This is a genomic window from Lachnoclostridium sp. (assembly GCF_031997925.1).
Classification (GTDB): domain Bacteria; phylum Bacillota; class Clostridia; order Lachnospirales; family Lachnospiraceae; genus Lachnoclostridium.
The window spans coordinates 1-16520 of the sequence record NZ_DAMADT010000014.1; the positions used below are offsets into that span (position 1 = coordinate 1).

The window sequence follows — 16520 nt, forward strand, 5'->3', positions numbered from 1 at the left end:
CCGCATTCTTATATATCTCTCCCTGTTCTTTAAAAATCTCTCCCGCCGTATTGTCATCCATCAGCCGATACCGAAACCATGCTGTCAATATGCCTTTATATTTACCGCCTTCCTCCTGAATCTCTGTATGAGAACAATAGCGTGCTTCCAGAAACCACCCCTCAACACTTGTTTCTAATCTATTAATAGCAGCAAGACATCTCTTGAAGGGCGAGATAATAAAATCAAGGGTACCGGTTAACACCAAAAAAGGAACATTAATTCTTTCCGGTACATATACATCCTCAGGATCACACCATCGCAGAGCTGGAAGTGCAATAGAAACAACGGTTTTTATATAATTTCCTTCCATAAAATTCGTATGTAGATTAATCACACCCGTAGAACCCTGGGAATGTCCTGCACAACCTATCCGCTGCGTATCAACATGCATGTAGAAAATACTGTCAGGATTTGCATTCTCCTCAAGCAGATAGCAAAGAGCCTCCTTTAGCGGCTTCCCGGTTCCAGTCTCACTGTTATAAGTATTCATAACAATAAAGCCCCAGGAAGCAAGATGCCGATGCAACTCATCATAATTCTTCGGTAAGGCGCCTGTTCCATTCCCCCAGATAATTACCGGAAGTGCTCCCTCCAAGTCGACAGGAGCATATAGAATAAAGCTTTCCTTATTCTCCCCATCGCCTATGATATGAGTCTTTATTATATGTTCTCCCTCTCCGCTGAAGAAGTATTCTAGGCTTTCTTTGGTAACCGGACTTTTTATCCGTCTGCCAAGGAACAGCGGTAGGAATACGATACTGAACAACAGCAGCATTACAACGAAAATAATCGCCAGCATTAATAATAAAATCCACATGGAATTCATCCTATTCCTTTCATTTAGTCCAGCAGCTTGTGAATCATCCTCCTTACGATATCTAATCGCTCAGTAACGTCAATTTCACCTTTGTCGATGATTTCCTTGCGGTGAGCCAGCTTCTGCAGATAAGCAAAAATGACGCTTACATAGGTTAAAGCTTCGTCAAATTGCTCCTTAACCTTCTCTCCGCTCATATTGGCGTCAATAATGGACTGTATCACCTTGTTATATTCCTGTGACAGATTATCGTTCGGGTACTTATCCGAGTAAAGAAAGTCGAACATACTAATATAACGGTAAGCCTTAATATGAGGAATAAATCTGTCCACCATGTTCAGAAGAATTTCCTTTATGGCTTCGCCGCCATTGCGGTTCGTCATATCAATAAGTTTCAGATCGCTGAATATTTCCTGCAACATTTCGTATTCCACCTCAAAGGCGATGGGATGTATGCTGTCATAGTAACGGTACATTGTTGCTTTACTTAATCCTGCTTCATTCATAATGTCATTCATAGTTACATTATTCAGTCCTTTTTCCAAAAAAAGCTTTTTTGCCGTTTCTATTACCTCTTTTTTTCTTTCCTCCATAAGCAGCTTTCTCTGCTCCAAGTATTTTTCTTTTTTTGTTTCTGCCATTCTATTCCATGGATACCTCTAATCAAAGTACCCATACCTCCCATCCTTCATAATCATATCCCTTATTAACCATACTGCCAGCAAACTCTGATTCATATGTCCTTAATATAAGCACCGCACCAATGAGTCTAAGATATATGCTAATTCTTTCTCTGTAGGAGCAGCCACTATTCATAGGCAATTCTAATAAATAGCTCGTGATACATATAGTATCACGATACCATATGTATCATCATGTGTCAATGGGACTTCTAAGGACCACCTAAATAATTTTCCCATGATCCGTATCATCACCCGATAGTTTTTTACAAATATTAGAGACTACTTTACTAACCTTTATTTTCTATCAATTTTGAGCCAAAAAAAGAAAGCACCCATCATTTTTACGTGATAGAGTGCTCTATTATTAAATCTTAGCATATCAAAAAACATAGAACAGCAAACTGCTCTTCTCCATTTTACATCTCATTTCTTTACAACTGGAAACCACAATTCAATATAACCATTTTCTTCATCACCGCCATAAATTTCAAAATTAGCACCTTCTGCCCTTTCATAATTCACAGTTGGCAGCCACTCGCTGTAAAATCGTTTTTGCATATCAGTTAATATCTTTGACATTTCATTCCACTTGAATTTCTCAGAGGGGAAGACAGCATATGTCTGAGCTGGAATATGGACAATTTTATATCCAGTTGTTTTACTGTTCTTTGATACAAATGCACACAACATATATGGAAATGTATCTTCTTTGGTCTTTTGATAGTATTCAACTGCATGAATTTTACATAAATCTTTTGATATAAAATCTGGCGTATCGCCCGAATTTGTTAGTAATTTTTCATATTCTCCATTTTCTTGGCATTGTTGCCAAAGTTGATGTGGATATAAATAACCTTCTTCTCCTTTTAATGAGCATACAGTTTCGATACCAAATACATCAAAAGCTTCCTTTGTTTCAATTCTGTAATTCATTTCTTTCTCTCCTTTAATTGAAATTTGAAAGGAAATTCTTGGACATGCTTTTAATATCACTCCTTGCTCCTTTGCTGTAGTAGGAGCCAATCCATGAAATAATCTAAATGCTCTTGCAAATGATGTTGCAGTATCGTATCCATATTTTATTGCCACATCAATAACTTTCACATCTGGATTCTGCAACTCTATGGCTGCTAAAGTTAATCGTCTTCTGCGAATATACTCAGCAAGTGTAATATCAGTTATAAATGAAAACATACGTTGAAAATTATAGGAAGAGCAGCATGCTTTCATTGCAACTATATTAAAATCAATTTCACCGGTTAAATTAACTTCAATATAATCAATTGCTGAATTCATTTTTGTAAGCCAATCCATTGAACATCTCCCTCCTTTCAATTAAAGATTATCATATAATAATAGTACCAACTCAACTTTTTGTGCACAGTTATGTATCATATTTATTCTAGCAATAAATTTGTAATTATACTATCTCAAAATAAAGTATTCTATTATCATTAATCTAGTTCACAAAGAGTTAATCTCCATTCTTATGTATTTAATCTCTCATAAATATTCTATGAATACAGCAATCATGACCATCCATTATAGTCTGCACCACTTCACATCCCAGATTACAGTTAAAGCCCTCAACAAAATCTTTATCGCAATTACAGTGAAGGCTATAAAGCATTTCTTTCCTATTTATGTCGGAAGCAATTCTACCTATAAGGCATCCTGTTGATTTCACCAAAGTCATCCGTTCATTTATCTCCAGAATATTTTCATTATCACCGCCAGAAAAAAAAGGTATTATATCATCTATTTCATTTTTCCCTAATTTATTTGCAATCCTTTTCCCTTCTTCATTCCTGGCATAGGACTCCCTTTTTAAAACTATATCAACAAGAGTCGGACCATATACCCCCTTGAGAGTATCAATAATAGAAAGCGTTCTTTCAATATGCCAGCGGAATAAACCATAAAAATCTACGCCAGATTTATCTAGTATATTAATTGCTTCGTCTCCAAAAACTTCATATATAGCTTCAATGATATTAGCTGTTCTATCAGTATGGAAATCGTGCATTCTCCCAAATTGTTTCTCTTGAAGTTCTAATATATTATTTTGCATAGTTTACCTCCATATTTTAATAGAGTTATTTTACTGGGAATATACAAAAATTGTAAGACTTTAATTTTGTCCTAATTTATGGTATAATATATATATATAAAGGAACCATGCTTTTATTTTTTGTCAACTACCAATTAACATTAAAATTTTAACTCGCTGTTTACAAAGCATCTATCTTGAAGATGCTTTGTTGCAATATTCATAATATTTTTATCTTGATTATTATTCTTTGTCAATTCAAGGATCATCCATTATTCTCTAATACAGCCTAGCCTAAGTTAGACTCTCAAAAACAGTATCATTGTAATAATCCAATAGCAGGTGTTTAGCAACAATTAGCCTTTAGCAGGCTTCACTAAATCGATAACGACTAACTCAGGTCTATTAAAAATTCTTGGAAGGCGAGTACTTTCCTTTGCTAAACCTCGGCTGACAATTAGTACAGCATCATCAATAATATATTCTCCGCCTGCGTACGGAGGAAACAATCCTTGATTCGGGGCATATAAGCCGTTTATAATTCCAGGTAAGCGCCATTGTCCACCGTGTGCGTGGCCTGACAATACAAGGTCAAAATTATATGTGGTATACTCTGCAATCATCTCTGGTCTGTGTGCTAATAAAACGGTATAGTATCCATTTTCATATACATACTTTAGTGATTCTAACTGCTCTGTTACGTCTATGGTCGAATTAGTATATCTTAGCACATCGGGATCGTCGATTCCGCAAATATTAATCTTTTGCCCATGAATATCGATAGTATCATAGGTTCCATTCAAAATTTTCACATCATATGTCAAAAACAAATCAAATATTTTGTCAATTTCATTGCTCCAATACTCATGGTTTCCCGTGACATAATAGCATTTATATTGATTGGCAATCCCTTTTAGCAGAAACTCTGTATTGTCATTTGGGATAACATCATCGCATATATCACCACCCAATAAAATAATGTCAGGGTTTTGCTTTTTGATTGCCTCAATTAGTGTCAATTGTTCTGTACCATATTGGCACGAATGCAAGTCCGTAATCAGAACAATTCGTACCTGTCCAGTGATTTTGTCTGACTGAATTGTATAAAACTTCGTTGTTAGTCGTGTATCAAAAGCGACTATTATGAAAACCGACAATATAATGAAAAAAACCACAATAAAAACATGCTTTATTTTCAAGCGCTTCATGTGTCTCCACCTTTCATAGGGATTGTATAAATTCGCTCCTCAAGCGTTAAAATCAACTACTACTTCAAAAATATTGTGCTTGGTAGTGTGTATATAAAAAAGTATCAGAGTGAAGCAATATTTTCAAGGCATTAATTGTAAATATTGCATATGGCTTTATTAAGGGTACCGGTTAACGCCAAAAAGGAACATGAGTAATTGTTTAATGAAATGATTCCAGCAGTTTTACAAATACAAAGAGCACCTTACCAATGTTCATTGATAGGATGCTCTATAATTATTTCTTTGCTGTTATTCAATACAATCTGCCTTAGTTCGATTATCAAATAACGTTGAATTTACAACTATTTTATCTGATTCAATACTTCCTGAGCAGACGATAATAAACTTTTTCTGTCACTAAGGCAGGCTATTAAGATATTTTCTTTCCAGCTGTTGGACCTGCTTTAAGGCCATGAATTTCATCTATATGGATAAGAACAACCGCCTTGGGCTTGGGCATGCCCACCTTATTGGACATAGCAGCAGCCTGTTCATAAAGTTCTCCGCTACTTTGAACTTCCGGAGTGCCTATAAAACGGTAACCGTCAAGAGTCTCCCTGTTAACCACTGCAACGGCTACCTTAGAGCCATCCAATAAATTTTGATATGTTGCACCGCCTGTACCTTCGTTAAAAATCAGCGTCTCGTCGTTAAGTACACGTGTTGACCTTTTTGGGGCATTGTTTGGAACTCCGTCTTTGCTGACCGTAGCATGAAAACATTGTTGTGTTGCTATCATATCCTTCATTTCTTGTGTTAATTTAGCCATGCTCTTTTCATCTCCTTTAAATAATAATTAGTTTATACCCTTAAAAGCTCTTGGCCTTTTCGTGAGCATCTTTCATTGCCTTTCCTACATTAGCTTCAACATCAATACCTATAACATCTAGTACGTCTGCAGAAATAGTAGTGAAATCTGTAATTCCTAAGAAAGCGAATATTGTCCGTAGATATCTGTCACCCATTTCATAGGCTGAAAATGGCTCTTGTGAATATTCCCCACCTCTTGTAGTAATATTTATTGCTTTTTTCCCCTGGCATAGACCTACTGGGCCTTCTGCAGTATATCTGAACGTGATACCTGTTATGCAAATATAGTCAATGTATGCCTTCAAAATAGCGGGAATACTCAAATTCCACATTGGCTCGGCAATTACATATTTGTCTGCTGCGGCAAACTGATATGCATATTTTAGAATTGGGTGGTTTCTGCTTTCATCAGTCTTAGGTCCGAAGACAGCACTAATATCTTCTGCTGATAATAGGCTTATACCCTCCTTATATAAATCTAAAGTTATAATTTCATCTTCAGGATGAAATTCCTGGTAGTTTTCAATAAAATTATCTGAAACTCTAAATGTCCTTGATTCACCTTCTAATTTTGAATTTGCCTTAATATAGAGTACTTTACTCATGTTTTTCCTCCTTAAAAAATATAAAATATAAAGAAAGTATTTCTTTTAACATTGATGTTTTATATAGGTTTTATTAGAACACTATGATATAATTATAAATCATGATATCCTTTTAGCAAGTAGGTACTTTTTAGAACCGTAGTATCTAAAAGGATACCTAGAAACTTCGGAGGCGTGAATTGAATGAAGAAGGAAGTAATAAGGCATGAACAATGCTATATGAGGGAACAATGTCTTAAGTATGATATATGTCCTATGGTTTTAGTCCAAAAGTTAGTTTCAGGTAAGTGGAAGATAATGATTTTATGGTACTTGAGTTATAGTACTCTTAGATTTAGTGATATTAAGAGCAGACTGCCACATGTAACTCAAAAGATGCTCACACAGCAATTGAGAAGTCTGGAAGGGGACCATCTTATATTCAGGAATGTATACAACGTTGTACCCCCTAAGGTAGAGTATGGGTTAACAGATATGGGTAGAAGGTTAATCCCGATACTTGAGATGATGCATGGCTTTGGTGCTGAATATATAAGAGATGGATATGCTGAATGATTCGTAAAACATTTTTTTATGTATTAATCAAAATTCACCCCTTCAGATAAGTTTTTGTTTAAAAACATTTGAATAATTGATAATGAAAATCGCATTGTCAAGTTAATTTCAATTCAGTAAGCATTTGTTTTAATTGATGTTTTAGAACAAAAAGGATACTACCTCTTAATCTTATTAAGTGATAGTACCCTTGTTCTGAATTTTAATGAAGCACGCAACGTCTTGGTATATTTTACAACTTCTTCATATAAATCATAGAATCGATTATAACATAACGACAATACTTCTCTTTCTTTTTCGTTTGGTTTTAATTCTTCTATTCTAATCACCCGACAAATTCGAAATTTGACTTTAGACTTAATTATTTATAATATTGATAGTAATTCCAGCCATATGTATCACGCAAAATACTCAACTTATCAAAATTTACGATATTATCCATCTTCTCAACTATACCATACTTATCATATTTTTTTATTTCTTTAGAAACCATATCAAGAATCTGTACTTTAATCTCATCAGGTATTCCCTCATCACATATGAAAACAGTATATCCACCTAATCCACTGTTAGCAACTTTTTCAACGCCATTATCTTTATAAGCTTTTTCAATTACTGGACAAATAGTTTTTCCAGCTTCTGTAATGACTTCTCCTCTCCATATACGTGGAAAATAAAAGCCATTGATTCCATGATTAGGTTTATCTAGGTTTTCTATTTTTTTTACTGGAATGCCTTCTTCTGCGCAAAACTTACAATACACTTTTAAACTATCGCCAAAGATATGTTTCCATTTTTTTTGACGAAAGAATCCCTCATACAAATCTGTAAGACTCATCAATTTTTCCGATTGCTCACAATAATTTTTTTCTAAATATAAGTTATATAGTTTTACACCTTGCGACGCATACCATCCCTGCATCCGCTTCAGCACTATATCAGGCTGTTTTCTACCCTCTAAAATAGCAATAGTATCATCATAGACCTCTTGGCTAATAAGATTTGGCATATTATTAATCCTCCATAAAATCAAATCTAACATACCTAGTTAATTTATCTTTTTTATTCTTATTGTAAAGGTACTGCTTTAGCTGTCAAGACAAAATTCTAAGATTTTTTAATAGACTGATATATGTTGAAAAATTACAGCCACCATCTTATATGAGCTTTCTTTTGTGTTCTAAATAGTTGACTAAGCTTGAAATATATAAACAATATTGCTTAATATGTTTTTCATATCAGCTATGATATAATCCAAGGATACAACCTTCTATTAATATAAATAATCCATCCTCCTGCTTCTAAATTAAAATTTTACAACCCTCACAACATGATTTTCAAAATCATTAAAATATAGGTTATTAGCCGAATCCCCTGTTCCAGCAAAGGATGAAATAATCCCATCCAAATCAACTTTTCTTACTCTGTCGTTTCTGTAATCATTAAAATAAAACACCCTACCATTTTTACATGATAGGGTGCTCTGTATTCTTCACTGTTATTCAATGCGGTCTAACCTAAGTTAAACCATTGAAAAACGTTGAAATTCCAACACTATTTATTGTTTAATGCTGCCTGTGCTGCTGCTAATCTAGCAATTGGCACACGGTATGGAGAACAGGAAACATAAGTTAAACCAGCCTTATGGCAGAATTCAACGGAAGATGGATCTCCGCCGTGCTCACCACAGATACCAAGCTTAATGTTTGGACGAACCTGTCTGCCTTTTTCGCAAGACATCTTAACCAATTGGCCAACACCATTCTGATCAAGTCTTGCAAATGGATCTGACTCGTAAATCTTGCTCTTGTAGTAAGCATCTAAGAATTTTCCAGCATCATCACGGGAGAAACCAAAGGTCATCTGTGTTAAGTCGTTTGTACCGAAGGAGAAGAATTCAGCTTCTTCTGCAATCTCATCAGCAAGTAAAGCTGCACGAGGAATTTCGATCATAGTACCAATGTGGTATTCAATATCGGAATTTTTCTCTTTCTTTACTAATTCTGCTGTTTCTTCAACGATATTCTTAACAAATTTTAACTCTTTCTTCTCGCCAACAAGTGGAATCATGATTTCTGGTACTATGTCATAACCCTTCTCATTCTTCACTTCAATTGCAGCTTCCATTACAGCACGAGTCTGCATTCTAGCGATTTCTGGATAAGTTACAGCAAGACGACAACCTCTGTGACCCATCATTGGGTTGAACTCATGAAGTGAATCACAAGTAGCCTTTACATCAGCAACAGTAAGATTCATGTCCATAGCAAGTTGTTCAATATCCTCATGAGATGTTGGTACAAACTCATGTAGAGGTGGGTCTAAGTAACGAACTGTCATTGGCTTTCCTTCGAGTACTTCAAACATAGCCTTAAAGTCCGCTTTCTGGAACTCAAGAAGCTCTTCTAATGCTGCTTCTCTTCCTTCTACAGTCTTGCTTAAGATCATCTTACGGATCTTAGGAATTCTTTCTGGATCAAAGAACATATGCTCTGTACGGCAAAGACCGATACCTTCTGCTCCTAACTTCACTGCATTTAAAGTATCTGTAGGAGTATCCGCATTTGTTCTAACCTGAAGTGTTCTAAATTCATCAGACCAATCCATAATTCTACCGAAGTATCCACTTACGCTAGCTTCAATAGTTCTAATATCTCCAAGATAAATCTTACCAGTGGAGCCATCTAAGGAAATGTATTCACCTTCGTTAATTCTTTCTCCACCAAGCTCGAAATATTTCTCTTCTTCATTAAACTTAATTTCTCCACAACCAGATACACAAGCAGTACCCATACCACGAGCAACTACTGCTGCGTGAGATGTCATACCACCACGAGCGGTTAAGATACCCTGAGATGCATGCATACCCTCGATATCCTCTGGAGATGTCTCAAGACGAACTAAGATAACTCTTGCGCCCTTCTCGTGTGCTTCTTTTGCTTCGTCTGCTGTAAAGTAAACCTTACCAGCAGCAGCACCAGGAGATGCTGGAAGAGCGGAACCAATTACGTGACCTTCTTTTAATGCCTTTGGATCAAAAGTAGGATGTAATAACTGATCTAAGGACTTCGCATCAATACGAAGTACTGCCTCCTGTGGAGTAATCTTACCTTCATCAACTAAATCACAAGCAATTTTGATTGCTGCTGGAGCTGTTCTCTTACCGTTACGTGTCTGTAAGAAGTATAACTTACCTTCTTGAATCGTAAACTCCATATCTTGCATATCGCGATAGTGATTCTCTAATTTATTTGCAATCTCCATAAACTGCTTATAGCAATCTGGAAGATCCTCTTCTAATCTTGTGATAGGTAGAGGTGTTCTAATACCAGCAACAACGTCTTCACCCTGAGCATTGATTAAGTACTCACCGTAGATACCATTCTCACCAGTAGAAGGGTTACGTGTAAATGCTACACCAGTACCGGAGGTGTTACCCATGTTACCGAATACCATTGCCTGTACGTTTACTGCGGTACCCCAGTCACCAGGGATATCATTCATACGACGGTAAACAATAGCACGTGGATTATCCCAAGAACGGAATACTGCCTTAACAGCTTCCATTAACTGAACCTTCGGATCCTGTGGGAAATCCTCTCCCATCTTACTCTTATAGATTGCTTTATATCTAGTAATAACTTCTTTTAAATCTTCAGCAGTTAAATCAGTGTCAAACTTAGCACCCTTAGATTCTTTAATTTCATCTAAGATACCTTCAAAGAAGGTCTTACTCATCTCCATAACAACGTCAGAGAACATTTGAATGAAACGTCTATAAGAATCGTAAGCAAATCTTGGGTTACCTGTTTTAGCTGCGAATCCTTCTACAGCAACGTCATTTAAACCAAGGTTCAGAATTGTATCCATCATACCAGGCATAGAAGCCCTTGCACCGGAACGTACGGAAACTAATAACGGATCTTCATTATCACCGAATTTTTTTCCCTGCATTTCTTCCAATTTGCCAAGTGCCTCGAAAATCTGAGATTGTACGTCATCTGTGACTTTCTTGCCGCTGTTGTAATAGTCGGTACAAGCTTCTGTAGTAACAGTAAAACCTTGTGGAATAGGAAGACCAAGGTTAGTCATCTCTGCTAAGTTAGCACCTTTGCCACCAAGAAGGTTTTTCATATTGGCGTTGCCTTCTTTGAACATATACACCCATTTTGCCATGTGGTATTACCTCCTAAAAATATTTGACTATATATTGAGGCTTATCTTTATGTACTTTTACTTAAAACTGAAAGCCTGACTATAGTCGCCATATACGATTATAGCACATTGTTAGTCCATTGGAAATACTTTTTTGAATTATTCGATATTTTTTACGACATTTTTAGCTATAATTTTGTGTATTGTGCACAAATGCTTAAAACTGGATTTTTGTAAATGCTTACATAGCACAATATGTACAAAAATTCCTACGTATTATTGAAAGTACTTACACTTATTTGAGTGCATTTGTTATTATATTCTAATTAAGAGTGATTATTTACAAGTTAACTCCTTTCAAAATCATTTTATTATACTATATATACAAAGTTTTATCTTCTGTATTTTACTTCCTTTTTTATGTAATATATTTATATTTTATTATTTTTTGGTATTTTTATTATTTTGTAAAAAAAGTAAGAACTTACAAAATTCTTACATATTAATCTATAAAATGATCTCTCATATTTTTATGTTCCGCCTATCAAAATGTAAATTCGGTAATAGTTTCATTTTATAGAATATGATATAATCATTTTGGACTACTTATTTTTCACACGGTAGCCTAAGTTTTTATTAATTATTAAAGTATTACATAATGGAGATCGAACTTATCAAACCTGAAACTATTTCCTGTTATTAGATTTGTTATTAAAAATTATTAACTATTTATGCAAGGTTTGAAATATCTAAAATTCAATTTTGTTTGATATTCCATTGGAAAACAAGTATTACAATTAGACATCAAAGAAAGGATGACTCCTGATTTGGGGAGTACGAAGAAAAAATGAAGATTACAGCAGGTAGCAGATTACTATTTACCGGAGACTCCATTACAGATGTAGGTAGAGTTCGCCCTATTGGTGTAGCTCCCTATGGTCTTGGCGAGGGTTATCCAAAGTTGGTATCCGGGATGTTAACCGCATTTTTGCCAGAATTAAAGATTCATGTAATGAATACAGGAATCAGCGGCAATACCATTCGCGACTTACGAGCACGCTGGCAAACAGATGTATTAGATCAAAACCCTGATTGGGTATCCATTATGATAGGAATTAATGATGTATGGAGACATTTCGATCATCCTTTTGAGCCAAATCTTTGGGTTAACAAAGAAGAGTACATAAAAACCTATCGTGAATTGATTGAAATGACGAAAGACAAGGTAAAGGGTATGGTTCTAATCGCCCCATACTATATTGATAAGAATGAAACAGATCCTATGACCGCTATGGTTCGTGATTTTGCATCTGTTGTAAAAGAACTAGCAGATGAGTACCAAGTTATCTTCTGTGATGTTCAAAAGGAATTTGATGAGACACAAAAGAATCTACATCATATGGGTATCTCCAATGACCGTGTTCACCCAAATGGAGGTCATTCTCCTGGACATTTTATATTAGCAAAATCCTTCTTAAAAACAGTGGAGTGCTGGCCTATCGAATAACAAAGTGGCTTCGACACCTAGAAATCAAAAAATATCTCCTATCTAACAAAACAAGGAAAAGTTCGCTTCTCGAACTTTTCCTTGCTATTTTTCATGTCAATGCGGATACTCGGAATCCGTTTCGATACTTCCTCATAACCTTACAGCAACTCCGTTGCTATCTCATTGGATACTTAACACACAATAAGATGAAAATGTCCCCCGCTTCGCATAGAAACGAGGGACATTTTCTGTATAGTTATATTAGAACTCAAATTTCTTCTCAAAATAAGCCTTTAAGTCTTCAATCTTAATTCTTTCTTGTTCCATTGTATCACGATCACGAACAGTAACTGCACCATCTGTTTCGGAGTCAAAATCGTAAGTAATACAGAAAGGAGTACCAATTTCATCCTGTCTTCTGTAACGTTTACCAATATTTCCTCTATCATCAAATTCACAGTTATAGTACTTACTAAGATCTGCGTAAATCTTTTCAGCATTTTCGCTTAATTTCTTTGATAATGGAAGTATACCAATTTTAACTGGTGCAATTGCTGGATGGAAATGAAGTACAGTACGAACATCTCCCTCTGCAATTTCTTCTTCATCATAAGCTGCACAAAGAAAAGCTAAAGTTACACGGTCAGCTCCAAGAGATGGCTCGATTACGTATGGGATGTATCTCTGGCCCTTTTCATCATCGAAATAGCTAAGATCTTCTTTGGACACATTCTGATGTTGTGTTAAATCGTAATCTGTTCTATCTGCAATACCCCAAAGCTCACCCCATCCAAATGGGAATAAGAATTCAATATCTGATGTTGCTTTGGAATAGAAGGATAATTCTTCTTTTTCATGATCACGAACACGCATCTCATCTTCTTTGATACCAAGTGTCTGTAACCAGTCGATACAGAACTGTTTCCAATATGCAAACCACTCAAGGTCTGTATCTGGTTCACAGAAGAATTCTAATTCCATCTGCTCAAACTCTCTGGTACGGAATGTAAAGTTACCTGGAGTAATCTCATTACGGAAGGACTTACCGACTTGACCGATACCAAATGGAATCTTCTTTCTGGATGTTCTCTGAACATTTTTAAAGTTTACGAAAATACCTTGTGCTGTTTCTGGTCTTAAATATACTGTATTTTTTGCATCCTCAGTAACGCCTTGGAATGTTTTAAACATTAAGTTAAACTGACGGATATCCGTAAAGTTATGCTTTCCACAGGTTGGACATGGAATATTGTTTTTCTCAATGTATGCAGACATTTCTTCATGAGACCAAGCATCAACAGAGCCTTCAAGAGTAAGGTTTTTCTCTGTAGCATAATCTTCAATTATTTTATCTGCACGGAATCTCTCACGGCATTCCTTACAATCCATTAATGGATCAGAGAAACTGCCAAGGTGTCCGCTTGCTACCCAAGTTTGTGGATTCATTAAGATGGCACAATCTACACCAACATTATATGGATTCTGCTGAATAAATTTTGTCCACCAAGCCTTCTTAACATTATTCTTAAGCTCGACACCAAGATTACCGTAATCCCAAGTGTTCGCAAGTCCACCATATATTTCAGACCCCGGATATACAAAACCTCTTGCCTTAGCTAAAGCAACAATTTTCTCCATTGTCTTTTCCATAACAATCATCCTCACATTTCATTATTCTATCATTTCTGAAACTTACGAAGCCATCAAAACATAAATCATATCAGCTTATTCATGAAGTTTCTACTAATTGTAATATTGTAACCTTAATTTTATATATTTTCAAGCATAACTTTGGTGATTATCACCGTAAAATCACTTATTCTGCATAAAAAGGAGCTCTAAACTTTCACCTAGGTCTCATTATTTCAAATCAAACATAATCCTAAATCAATTATAGGATAGAAAGTAATTCTAACGACTTCATCCGATGCTCAATTCGATCTTCCCGATAACAATCGATAATCTGTTTCAACTCACGAAAGACCTCCTCTGTAACTGTAAAGTTATATAGCTTCTCTACATCTGCTGATATTATGTATTGTAAAGCATATAACGTAGAAGTTAAAATTCTCTTACCATCCGTCGCCTTGTGTCTACAGCTCTCACAAAAGCAACCGCCAGCACTCGCACTAAACCTACTTAAATTCTCCTTTGTCCCACAATTAAGACATTCAAATACTTGCGGTGCCTCTCCACCTAGGCTAATTATCTTTAATTCAAAAATGTAACGAACTAGTTTTGTCCCAATATGTTGGTTTAATAAAGCTCTGAGAGACTGATACAGCAGTTTCAGCAGTTCAGTTTCGTCATTGCCTTCACGTGTCATATAATCTGTAAACTCACAAAAATAAAGTCCATAGTAAACGTAACTTATGTCCTCTCTAAGTTCACCAAAATAATTCTTTATATTAACGGATTGAATATTATAGGAATTACGACCTTCATACAGTTGAAACTCTCCAAAAGTAAATGGCTGAGAACATGCCAATAAGGCGCTATTTGGTCTTCTAGCGCCTTTGGCAAATGCTCCAATTTTCCCACGTTCTTTTGTCAGTATCGTGAGTCTTTTATCATAATCACCGATGGGTATTGTTGCTAACACAATCCCTGTAACTGTAACCGTACCGGTCATCCCTAGTCTCCTTTTTATTTTCAGGCTCTCTCTCTCTTGTACAAGCTGTGTAATTTAAATAATCTTTAATATCACCTGTTTGTTCAAATACCTTCCAAAACTCTTCGTTCTTCACCATTCATGCCCCCTAAATGATTTTTTTATGAGCTCAAAAGATCCATGGAGAAACCTCCATGTTAAGTAACATAATTCCTCGCGTTTTCTTTTGTGCTTATACATATATCATCTCCGAAGCAAGCGATTTTAAACTGATAAAAATAGACTAGGTCATCTTTTAATTTTTACCCTTGACAAGATAAGATGCAGTCATATAATTTTTAGCATGCCGTATTCCGGCGCTAAAAACAAGTATACTAATATTCAGAATCCTCTCGGTATCCGTAATTTTTAATTAAGAAGTCACTGTCTCTCCATTCCTTCTTAACTTTCACCCAAAGCTGAAGAAATACTTTGGTATCTAACAAATTTTCAATCTCTACTCTTGCTTTCATTCCGATATTTTTTAACATAGCACCCTGTTTTCCAATGATAATTCCCTTATGAGAATCACGTTCACAGATAATCGTAGCGTCTATATCTATAACCTTACCATCAGGACGTTCCTTCATACGTTCAATCGTCACAGCAATTCCATGTGGAATCTCATCACTTAACAAACGTAATGCCTTCTCACGTATTAATTCAGCAACAATCTGACGTTCTGGTTGATCCGTTACCGTATCTTCATCAAAATACATTGGTCCATTAGGAAGATACTTAAATATTACATCTATTAATTGTTGTTTATTTTCTCCCTTTAGTGCGGAAACCGGTACAATTTCAGCAAAATTACACTTATCCTTATAGGCTTCTATAAAGGTAAGAATCTCTCCTTTCTTAACCATATCTATCTTGTTGATAACCAAGATAACCGGAGTTTTACTTTTATTTAACTTCTCAATAATATGCTGTTCACCTGCTCCAATGAAAGTAGATGGTTCTACTAGCCATAGAATCACATCGACCTCTTTGATTGTACGTTCGGCAATGTTAACCATGAATTCGCCGAGCTTATTCTTTGCCTGATGAATTCCCGGAGTATCTAAGAAGATAATTTGCCCCTGCTCCTCTGTATATACCGTCTGTATTCTATTTCTTGTTGTTTGTGGCTTATTTGAGGTTATCGCAATTTTCTGACCAATGAGTTGATTCATTAACGTTGATTTCCCTACATTTGGTCTTCCAATAAGGGTGACAAAACCTGATTTGTATTTCTTTTCTTGGTAATTCATCTTTCGCTCCTGTTCCTATTTTAAGGTTACAGTGACAATTTACTGCCACGGTACCTATCTTTTAATTTTAAATGAGATGCGGATATTCGCAATCCGCTTACGCTACCAGCTCTACCTCATTGCCACTATGTGGCATTTTGCAGGAGTCCTAACTCCTGCAA

15 protein-coding genes are annotated in these 16520 nt (G+C 35.7%); 2 read left to right on the forward strand and 13 right to left on the reverse strand.

Annotation, left to right across the window (positions count from 1 at the left end):
• The 7 genes from RTP52_RS10635 to RTP52_RS10665 all read right to left on the reverse strand — a co-directional run.
• Positions 1-859: poly(ethylene terephthalate) hydrolase family protein (locus RTP52_RS10635; RefSeq protein ID WP_312371178.1), on the reverse strand; the 859-nt coding region annotated here is incomplete at its 3' end.
• 23 nt (positions 860-882) lie between these two features.
• Positions 883-1500: a TetR/AcrR family transcriptional regulator gene (locus RTP52_RS10640; protein ID WP_312101730.1), complete on the reverse strand. Its 618-nt coding sequence runs from the start codon at positions 1498-1500 to the stop codon at positions 883-885.
• A gap of 465 nt (positions 1501-1965) precedes the next feature.
• Positions 1966-2856: an effector binding domain-containing protein gene (locus tag RTP52_RS10645; RefSeq protein ID WP_312371180.1), complete on the reverse strand. Its 891-nt coding sequence runs from the start codon at positions 2854-2856 to the stop codon at positions 1966-1968.
• Between the two features lie 181 nt (positions 2857-3037).
• Positions 3038-3613 carry an L-2-amino-thiazoline-4-carboxylic acid hydrolase gene (locus RTP52_RS10650; RefSeq protein ID WP_312101736.1) on the reverse strand — a complete coding sequence of 192 codons (576 nt, stop codon included), beginning with the start codon at positions 3611-3613 and terminating at the stop codon, positions 3038-3040.
• 335 nt (positions 3614-3948) lie between these two features.
• A complete protein-coding gene (locus RTP52_RS10655) occupies positions 3949-4767 on the reverse strand; it encodes a metallophosphoesterase (RefSeq protein ID WP_312371182.1) in 819 nt (272 codons plus the stop codon).
• 445 nt (positions 4768-5212) lie between these two features.
• Positions 5213-5611 carry a pyridoxamine 5'-phosphate oxidase family protein gene (locus RTP52_RS10660; protein WP_312371184.1) on the reverse strand — a complete coding sequence of 133 codons (399 nt, stop codon included), beginning with the start codon at positions 5609-5611 and terminating at the stop codon, positions 5213-5215.
• Between the two features lie 40 nt (positions 5612-5651).
• Entirely contained in the window at positions 5652-6257 is a 606-nt protein-coding gene (locus RTP52_RS10665; protein WP_312371186.1) for an FMN-dependent NADH-azoreductase, read from the reverse strand.
• Positions 6258-6440: 183 nt separating this feature from the next.
• Between RTP52_RS10665 and RTP52_RS10670 the strand changes: the two genes are divergently transcribed.
• Positions 6441-6812, forward strand: a complete 372-nt coding sequence (locus tag RTP52_RS10670) for a winged helix-turn-helix transcriptional regulator (protein WP_312101747.1) — start codon at positions 6441-6443, stop codon at positions 6810-6812.
• Between the two features lie 361 nt (positions 6813-7173).
• On the opposite strand, the gene RTP52_RS10675 is transcribed toward RTP52_RS10670, so the two are convergent.
• Together RTP52_RS10675 and ppdK are read right to left on the reverse strand one after the other, a co-directional pair.
• Positions 7174-7821 (reverse strand): hypothetical protein, encoded by a 648-nt coding sequence (locus RTP52_RS10675; protein WP_312371189.1) that lies wholly within the window; start codon positions 7819-7821, stop codon positions 7174-7176.
• Between the two features lie 545 nt (positions 7822-8366).
• The gene (gene ppdK, locus RTP52_RS10680; protein WP_312101752.1) at positions 8367-10988 is read right to left on the reverse strand and encodes a pyruvate, phosphate dikinase; all 2622 of its coding nucleotides are present in this window, start codon (positions 10986-10988) and stop codon (positions 8367-8369) included.
• Positions 10989-11814: 826 nt separating this feature from the next.
• Here ppdK and RTP52_RS10685 point away from each other — a divergent pair.
• Positions 11815-12474 (forward strand): SGNH/GDSL hydrolase family protein, encoded by a 660-nt coding sequence (locus RTP52_RS10685; RefSeq protein WP_312371191.1) that lies wholly within the window; start codon positions 11815-11817, stop codon positions 12472-12474.
• 243 nt (positions 12475-12717) lie between these two features.
• Here RTP52_RS10685 and RTP52_RS10690 read toward each other — a convergent pair whose 3' ends face one another.
• The 4 genes from RTP52_RS10690 to era form a co-directional block, all read right to left on the reverse strand.
• Positions 12718-14106, reverse strand: a complete 1389-nt coding sequence (locus tag RTP52_RS10690; protein ID WP_312107377.1) for a glycine--tRNA ligase — start codon at positions 14104-14106, stop codon at positions 12718-12720.
• A 241-nt stretch (positions 14107-14347) separates the two neighbouring features.
• Positions 14348-15088, reverse strand: coding sequence for a DNA repair protein RecO (gene recO / locus RTP52_RS10695; RefSeq protein WP_312371192.1), 741 nt, complete (start codon positions 15086-15088; stop codon positions 14348-14350).
• Positions 15033-15206 carry a YqzL family protein gene (locus RTP52_RS10700; protein ID WP_312107374.1) on the reverse strand — a complete coding sequence of 58 codons (174 nt, stop codon included), beginning with the start codon at positions 15204-15206 and terminating at the stop codon, positions 15033-15035. Before RTP52_RS10700 ends, recO begins: the two co-directional genes overlap by 56 nt.
• Before the next feature lie 235 nt (positions 15207-15441).
• Positions 15442-16359 carry a GTPase Era gene (gene era / locus RTP52_RS10705; protein WP_312371195.1) on the reverse strand — a complete coding sequence of 306 codons (918 nt, stop codon included), beginning with the start codon at positions 16357-16359 and terminating at the stop codon, positions 15442-15444.
• Positions 16360-16520: the final 161 nt, after the last annotated feature.